The sequence below is a fragment of the Caminibacter sp. genome, from assembly GCF_053999135.1.
Map to the genome: position 1 here is coordinate 20,856 of NZ_JBMXVQ010000036.1, position 6,247 is coordinate 27,102.

Below are 6,247 nucleotides of genomic sequence, written 5' to 3' on the forward strand. Positions count from 1 at the left end.
ATGAAAGTAACCGCTTTAAAAAGTTTATATAAACCAACGGATATAGCAGTTGGAAGTGCGAGAAGCTGCTATTTTGGAAAACATATTATAACGCCTGAAGATGCGGCTGAGTGGGAGAAAAAGAGCAATCTTTTAGATTCTATTTTTAAAGCGGGACACCATACCACTCTTATGCATTATCATTTTACGTTTTTAATAGAAGGGATGAGCAGACTTTTAATATGGAGATTTTTACACGCTCATCCATTTTATAATTCTGAACAGGTAAGTCAGCGTTATGCAAAAATGAAAATAGAAAATTTTACTTATCCCAAAAACGCGGATAAAGACAAATGGCAAAAATATTATGAAAAAATGTTTTTATATTATGAAAAGCTTATTGAAAAATTAACTCCTGTTATAGAGAAAATTTTACCTGAATTTAAGAAAAAAGAGGCAAAAAAAAGAGCTCAGGAATTTGCCAGATATCTATTGCCTGTGGGTATGAACGCTCATTTGTATCATACCATAAACGTTATTACCGCTCTTAGGTATATAAACGCCGCAAAAGCGCTTCCTGAAGCCAGGGAAGAGGGAATGGAGTTTGTAAGACAGTTAAAAGAAGAGATGATAAAAATCGATTCCGATTTAGAGCCTTTAATAGAGTTTGCCCAAAACGAAAAAGCAGTGTTTCCTTCTATTGATTTGGAAAAAATAAAAAGCAGACATAAAATAAAAAATGAAAAAGTTAAAGTTTTCGATATAGTGGATTATGATTTTGATTTGAACGAAAATTATGCGGGAGTTTTAAGAGTTTCGAATATGTTTCTTGACGAAGCGATTCTTGGGAGTTTTAATTCATATATAAAGCTCTCTTTATCGGCAGATGCCCAAAACCAGCGCCATCGCCGTTCTTTAGCTGTTAGACCTTCTTTAGAGAGTATTTATAAAAGAGATTATTATATTCCTCCAATAGTAAAAGAAGTAGAAAATCTTTATAAAGAAGCGGTTGAGTATTCATATGATTTTTTTGAAAATCAAAAAGAAAAAATAGGCTTTTGCGAAGCCGCTTATGCTCTTTTAAACGCCCATAATATAGAAATTGTAGAACATAACGATTTTCAGGCATTTGCTCATAAAGCTCAAATGAGGCTTTGTTATAACGCTCAGGAGGAAATTTTCGATATTGTTTACGAACAGGTGCGTCAGCTTAGAAACCATGGAGTAAGTGCGGCTGATAAGTTTCTTCCTCCATGTGCTCTTAGGTATCAACAAAAGATAAGACCGATATGTCCGGAAGGTGAAAGATTTTGCGGTATAAAGGTATGGAAGTTGGAGTTTGAAGACTATAATAGGTTAATTTAATGGGAGTTCAGGATTATTTATATTCGGAATTTGACAGTGAAATAGTAGAAGAATTTTTAATGCTTTTGGATTCTATTGAAGATACTATTGATTTGGTTATTGAAACACTTTATACCGATAAGGATGCGATAAACGACCTTTTTAGAATGTTTCATAATTTAAAATCAGCCACCGCTTTTTTAAAATTAAAAAGAATAAACAATTTTGCACATTTTGTAGAAGGCGTGCTTGAAAAATACAGAAACGGTAAACCTGTTGACGAAAAGCTTATAGACTGGCTTTTTGACGTAGCTGAGCAGTTTCATACGTGGTATAACGATATTAATGAAAACAGAGAAATTTCCCCTATAAATCCTAAAGTTTTAAAAGTTCCTCATTAAGGCAGAATATGGAAAGTGTTTTTTTTGAAAGAATTAATAAAATAAATCCTAAAATACTTGAAGGTTTAAAGGAAAAAAAAGAGTTTTCTTTTAGAATAAACCGTCATAAAGCGGGTTTGGAGACTATTGAAGAGTTGAAAAAAGAGGGCTATTTTCCAAAAAAAGTTAATTGGAGCGATTATGTTTATACTCTTCCTATGGAAGAGAGAAAAAAAATTACCAAATCAAAACCTTATACGGCCAATAAAATATATATTCAAAATCTCTCTTCTATAATTGCAGCCAATTCTCTTGATATTGACAAAAATGACTGGGTATTGGATTTGGCGGCTGCTCCAGGGGGCAAAAGTCTTATTTTCAGTGAAAAAGCGGATAAAGTTAGTGCGGTAGAACCTGATAAAAAAAGATTTTTTAGAATGAAAAGAAATTTTAAAGAACACGGCGCAAAAAATATTCAGACTTACAATAAAGACGGAAGATTTGTTTATAAAGCCACAGGTGCTTTATTTGATAAAGTTTTTTTGGATGCTCCTTGCAGCAGCGAGGCTCATATAGACCTTAACGAAGGAATTACCTGGTGGAATTTAAAAAGAGTGAGAAGATTTTCAAAACTTCAAAAAGAACTTATAATATCCGCTTTTGAAGCATTAAAACCGGGAGGTGAGATGATATATGCAACTTGTACTTTTTCTCCGGAAGAAAACGAAGAGGTAATAGATTTTCTTTTAAGCAGATATGATAACGCAAAAGTTTTAAAGATTGATTTACCGATAGCCAATATTCAAGAGGGAATTACAGAGTGGGAAAATAAACAATATAATCCTGATGTTAAAAAATGTATAAGAATTATTCCCCATAATGCTTACAGCGGTTTTTTCTTTACTAAAATAAAAAAAGGGTCTTAAAGAGAAAATCTATTTTCCGAATTTCTCTTTTGCCTCTTTAAGAGCCTCTATAACATCGTCTATGTTTTCATAAGGAATATGAGCTTTCCAATCAGGCTTATTCTCTTCTCCGTCAAGCGAAATACCGATGCTGACTACCGGTTTACTGCCTTCTCCGTATGGTTCTTCAATGTGGGTGATGGAAATTACGCCTTCTTTTGTATTTGCTAAAGGTATTGTGGTAATTGGAATAGTTTTTTTCATTTTCCCCTCCTTTTTGATTTATTATAACAAAAAGTTATAAGATTTTGATGAATTTTTCTATTTCTTTTTGGAGATGTTTTAAATCTTTTGAATTGTCTATTATAAAATCGGCTCTTTTTTTCTTTTCTTCTATATCCATCTGGTTTTTAAGAATAGCCTCCACCTCATCTTTTGGATTGTTGTCTCTATTCATTACTCTTTTTATTTGAATTTCTCTTGGGGCATATACAACCAATATTTTTTTAAATTGAGGGTAGTTTTGTTTTTCAAAAAAGAGAGGTAAATCCACAAAATAAGGAACTCCGTCTTTTTCATATTTCTGAGCTTTTTCAAGTACTCTTTTTTTAACCTCGGGAAGTATTAAATCTTCAAGAGTTTTTAATTTTTCTTTATCGTTAAAAACTATTTTTCTTAGGCTTTTTCTATCGGTTGTACCGAATATTTCTTTTATTTTTTCTTTTTTTTCTTCAAAAACTTCCTTGCTTATTTTATCCGCATCTATAATTTTATATCCGTACATTTTTAAAAAAGAGGCTACGGTGCTTTTACCCGTGCCTATACCTCCTGTCAGGACTATTGCGTTTTTAAAGTCTGATGACATCTTTTATTTCTTCAAAAATATATTTAGGAAGCGTAAAGCTTGCAAGATGAACATCAGTGGTATAATATTTAGTACCTTCTACAAAGTCGCTTCTGTGTCTTATAATATCGGCTGTAGGGTGGAATTTTTTGCTGGCAAATACAAGAGGTTTTGCGTTTAAGTTTTCATCTAAGTAATAAAACGGCATTACAATCCAAAAAAGTTTGCTAAGGTTGGCAAAAAGGTTTCTGTCGGTTAATGAGTTAGGAGTGGTAATATAAATTCCCTCATTATTCAGTTTTTCATAAACTTTTATTATATCGCTTGGAGTTTCTTCTATGATTAAATCGTATTTATCACTGTTGTCGTCTTTTGTATAAATATTAAATTTTGTAATCGTTATTTTTTTAAATTCGTCTTTTAGATTTTCAGGCACTAAAATGTTCGTACCTTCACTTGTACAGCCTCCAACCAGTGCCATCATTTCATATTTTATACTCATGCGTTTCCTTTTTTGGCTTAATATATCAAAAAAATTTATTTTTTCAAAAAAATTTGATATATTCGAAAAAATTTTAAAAGGTTTTTTATGATTGTCCATCTTTGTTGTAGTGTCGATGCCGGATATTTTTTAAAACGCCTGCGTGAAGATTATCCAGATGAAAAAATCGTAGGTTACTTTTACGACCCTAATATTCATCCTTACAGTGAATTTAAACTCCGTTCTCTTGATACAAAAAGAATATGCGAAAAAATGGGAATTGAATATGTGGAAGGTGAATATGATTATCTTACTTGGTATAACAAAACAAAAGGCATGGAAAATGAGCCCGAAAAAGGCAAAAGATGCAGTATTTGTTTTGATGTTTCTCTTGAAAATGCGGCTCAGTTTGCAAAAAAAGAAGGACACGATAAAGTTACGACTTCTCTTTTAATGTCTCCTATGAAATCTCACGAACAGCTTGAAAATGTAGGAAAAGTTATTAAAAGAAAGTACGGGGTTGAATTTATAAACGTTGATTACCGCAAAAAAGGAGGCACTCAGGCACAACAGCAGTTTGCCAGGGAAAATCAGATGTACAGGCAGGATTATTGCGGATGTATTTACGGGATATGGCAGCAAAAGCGGCATCAGGAAATTATTGACGAACTGATTAGTCCATTTCCTTTTCAAATACTTCCAAGCAGTATAGAAGAAAAGCTTGAATTTTATAAAAAAAGAATAGAGTTTGAAGAAAAAGGTGTTAAATATAAAATTATAAAAGAAAATTTTTTAAATTACAGACTCTTACGGAGTAATGTAAAATGTAAAATGGAAAATGGAAAATGGGAAATTGTTGATAATTATGTGTTGTTTTATTCGTATCTTCAAAGACCTGCGAGGGGTAGGATTGAATTTGTAAAGAATGGAATAGGGTATTTTAACAGAATGCAGGTAATTTTTACGGAAATTTCCAAATTTAGCGAAGTTTTAAACAAAAAATATAACAATGTTTTAGAAATAATTAAAAATCCCCCGAGTATTGACGAAGAGATTGAATTCAGGAAAAAAATCACCAATACAAAATATTCTTTATCACCGATTATTATAGTAAATGAAATTAAAGAAAAGTATGAAGTGGATATTGAGGCAAAAGTTTATCCTGATAATAAAGAAATTTTGATAAAATTTTAATAAAAAAAGGTAAAAAATGGTTTTTGATATTAATCAGATTCAGGAAATGCTGCCTCACAGATATCCGTTTTTGCTTGTTGATAGAATTACGGATGTTAAAAACGGTGAATATGTTGAAGGGTATCTTAATATTTCTATAACAAATCAGGTTTTTCAGGGGCATTTTCCGGGACATCCAATATATCCTGGTGTTTTGATAATCGAAGGTATGGCTCAAACGGGCGCTATTTTGCCTTTTACTGTTATGGATAAAGACGAATTAAGCGATAAAGTCGTATATTTTATGAGTATAGATAAAGCAAAGTTCAGAAAACCTGTACTTCCTGGAGATAAACTAGTATATAAAATCTCAACAATAAAACATAGAGGGAAAATATGGCATCTAAAAGGAGAAGCTTATGTTGAAGGGGAGCTTGTGAGCGAGGCTGAGCTTAAAGCTATGATTATGGACAAATAGTGTATAAAGAACTGATTGATATTTTAAAAATAAAACTTATTTTCTTTTCAACGTTAGTCGGAGGAAGTTTTGGTTATTTTTTGAGTGTAAAAAATAATTTTATTTTGATATTGTTAATGGTTTTAATAATACTTGGCAGTGTTGGTATAATAAAAACGCTTTATCAGTTGGGAAAATTATATAATGAGATAAAGGAGAGAAATGAAAGAAATACTTGAAGCAAGTGTACTGCTTTTTCTAATAGGCGGGTTGATATATTATTTTTATCTTGAATACAAATTAGAGCATAACAAATGAAAGCGATAATAAAAGGTAAAATAGGCAAAAACTGTAAAATCGGCGAGGGTGTAATTATTGATGAAAACGTTGTAATTGGCGATAACAATATAATAGAACCTTACGCCGTAATTACAGGATATACTACAATAGGGGACAATAATCATATTTACTCCCATGCGGTTGTGGGAAGCGAGCCGCAGGATCTGAAATACCACGGGGAAAAAACCGAGCTAATTATAGGAAACAACAATAAAATAAGGGAATTTACGCTTATAAATCCCGGAACCGAAGGCGGAGGCGGAGTTACTAAAATAGGTGACAACAATCTTTTGATGGGATATGTTCATGTAGCTCACGATGTAATTATAGGAAATAACTGTATTT

The 6,247-nt window shown here is 32.0% G+C and carries 9 protein-coding genes and 1 pseudogene; 7 read left to right on the top strand and 3 right to left on the bottom strand.

Annotated elements, in window-relative coordinates:
* The 3 genes from ACXJH6_RS03345 to ACXJH6_RS03355 are packed head-to-tail and all read left to right on the top strand — an operon-like array spanning position 1 to position 2,629.
* The gene (locus ACXJH6_RS03345) at positions 1 to 1,344 is read left to right on the top strand and encodes an FAD-dependent thymidylate synthase (protein WP_456470355.1); all 1,344 of its coding nucleotides are present in this window, start codon (positions 1 to 3) and stop codon (positions 1,342 to 1,344) included.
* Complete coding sequence (locus tag ACXJH6_RS03350; RefSeq protein ID WP_456470356.1) at positions 1,344 to 1,724, top strand: Hpt domain-containing protein; 381 nt, start codon at positions 1,344 to 1,346, stop codon at positions 1,722 to 1,724. The genes ACXJH6_RS03345 and ACXJH6_RS03350 overlap by 1 nt, the downstream gene beginning before the upstream one ends.
* Positions 1,725 to 1,732: 8 nt before the next feature.
* Positions 1,733 to 2,629 carry an RsmB/NOP family class I SAM-dependent RNA methyltransferase gene (locus tag ACXJH6_RS03355; protein ID WP_456470357.1) on the top strand — a complete coding sequence of 299 codons (897 nt, stop codon included), beginning with the start codon at positions 1,733 to 1,735 and terminating at the stop codon, positions 2,627 to 2,629.
* Positions 2,630 to 2,638: 9 nt separating this feature from the next.
* On the opposite strand, the gene ACXJH6_RS03360 is transcribed toward ACXJH6_RS03355, so the two are convergent.
* The 3 genes from ACXJH6_RS03360 to ACXJH6_RS03370 are packed head-to-tail and all read right to left on the bottom strand — an operon-like array spanning position 2,639 to position 3,954.
* Positions 2,639 to 2,872, bottom strand: a complete 234-nt coding sequence (locus ACXJH6_RS03360) for a hypothetical protein (RefSeq protein WP_456470358.1) — start codon at positions 2,870 to 2,872, stop codon at positions 2,639 to 2,641.
* 34 nt (positions 2,873 to 2,906) lie between these two features.
* On the bottom strand, positions 2,907 to 3,473 hold the full coding sequence (gene coaE / locus ACXJH6_RS03365) for a dephospho-CoA kinase (protein WP_456470359.1): 567 nt from the start codon (positions 3,471 to 3,473) through the stop codon (positions 2,907 to 2,909).
* Entirely contained in the window at positions 3,457 to 3,954 is a 498-nt protein-coding gene (locus ACXJH6_RS03370; RefSeq protein ID WP_456470360.1) for a class I SAM-dependent methyltransferase, read from the bottom strand. Before ACXJH6_RS03370 ends, coaE begins: the two co-directional genes overlap by 17 nt.
* Before the next feature lie 87 nt (positions 3,955 to 4,041).
* Between ACXJH6_RS03370 and ACXJH6_RS03375 the strand changes: the two genes are divergently transcribed.
* From ACXJH6_RS03375 to ACXJH6_RS03390, 4 genes and pseudogenes are all read left to right on the top strand, one after another.
* On the top strand, positions 4,042 to 5,127 hold the full coding sequence (locus ACXJH6_RS03375; RefSeq protein ID WP_456470361.1) for an epoxyqueuosine reductase QueH: 1,086 nt from the start codon (positions 4,042 to 4,044) through the stop codon (positions 5,125 to 5,127).
* 16 nt (positions 5,128 to 5,143) lie between these two features.
* Positions 5,144 to 5,584 (top strand): 3-hydroxyacyl-ACP dehydratase FabZ, encoded by a 441-nt coding sequence (gene fabZ / locus ACXJH6_RS03380; RefSeq protein ID WP_456470362.1) that lies wholly within the window; start codon positions 5,144 to 5,146, stop codon positions 5,582 to 5,584.
* Complete coding sequence (locus ACXJH6_RS03385; RefSeq protein ID WP_456470363.1) at positions 5,584 to 5,802, top strand: hypothetical protein; 219 nt, start codon at positions 5,584 to 5,586, stop codon at positions 5,800 to 5,802. The genes fabZ and ACXJH6_RS03385 overlap by 1 nt, the downstream gene beginning before the upstream one ends.
* A gap of 75 nt (positions 5,803 to 5,877) precedes the next feature.
* Positions 5,878 to 6,247, top strand: a pseudogene (locus ACXJH6_RS03390) (acyl-ACP--UDP-N-acetylglucosamine O-acyltransferase); the annotation flags it as partial.

What these genes read in the sequence shown, in the direction of transcription:
- ACXJH6_RS03345 (WP_456470355.1), top strand. Translation starts at nt 1, where the DNA reads ATGAAAGTAACCGCTTTAAAAAGTTTATATAAACCAACGGATATAGCA.
- ACXJH6_RS03350 (WP_456470356.1), top strand. Translation starts at nt 1,344, where the DNA reads ATGGGAGTTCAGGATTATTTATATTCGGAATTTGACAGTGAAATAGTA.
- ACXJH6_RS03355 (WP_456470357.1), top strand. Translation starts at nt 1,733, where the DNA reads ATGGAAAGTGTTTTTTTTGAAAGAATTAATAAAATAAATCCTAAAATA.
- ACXJH6_RS03360 (WP_456470358.1), bottom strand. Translation starts at nt 2,872, where the DNA reads ATGAAAAAAACTATTCCAATTACCACAATACCTTTAGCAAATACAAAA.
- coaE (WP_456470359.1), bottom strand. Translation starts at nt 3,473, where the DNA reads ATGTCATCAGACTTTAAAAACGCAATAGTCCTGACAGGAGGTATAGGC.
- ACXJH6_RS03370 (WP_456470360.1), bottom strand. Translation starts at nt 3,954, where the DNA reads ATGAGTATAAAATATGAAATGATGGCACTGGTTGGAGGCTGTACAAGT.
- ACXJH6_RS03375 (WP_456470361.1), top strand. Translation starts at nt 4,042, where the DNA reads ATGATTGTCCATCTTTGTTGTAGTGTCGATGCCGGATATTTTTTAAAA.
- fabZ (WP_456470362.1), top strand. Translation starts at nt 5,144, where the DNA reads ATGGTTTTTGATATTAATCAGATTCAGGAAATGCTGCCTCACAGATAT.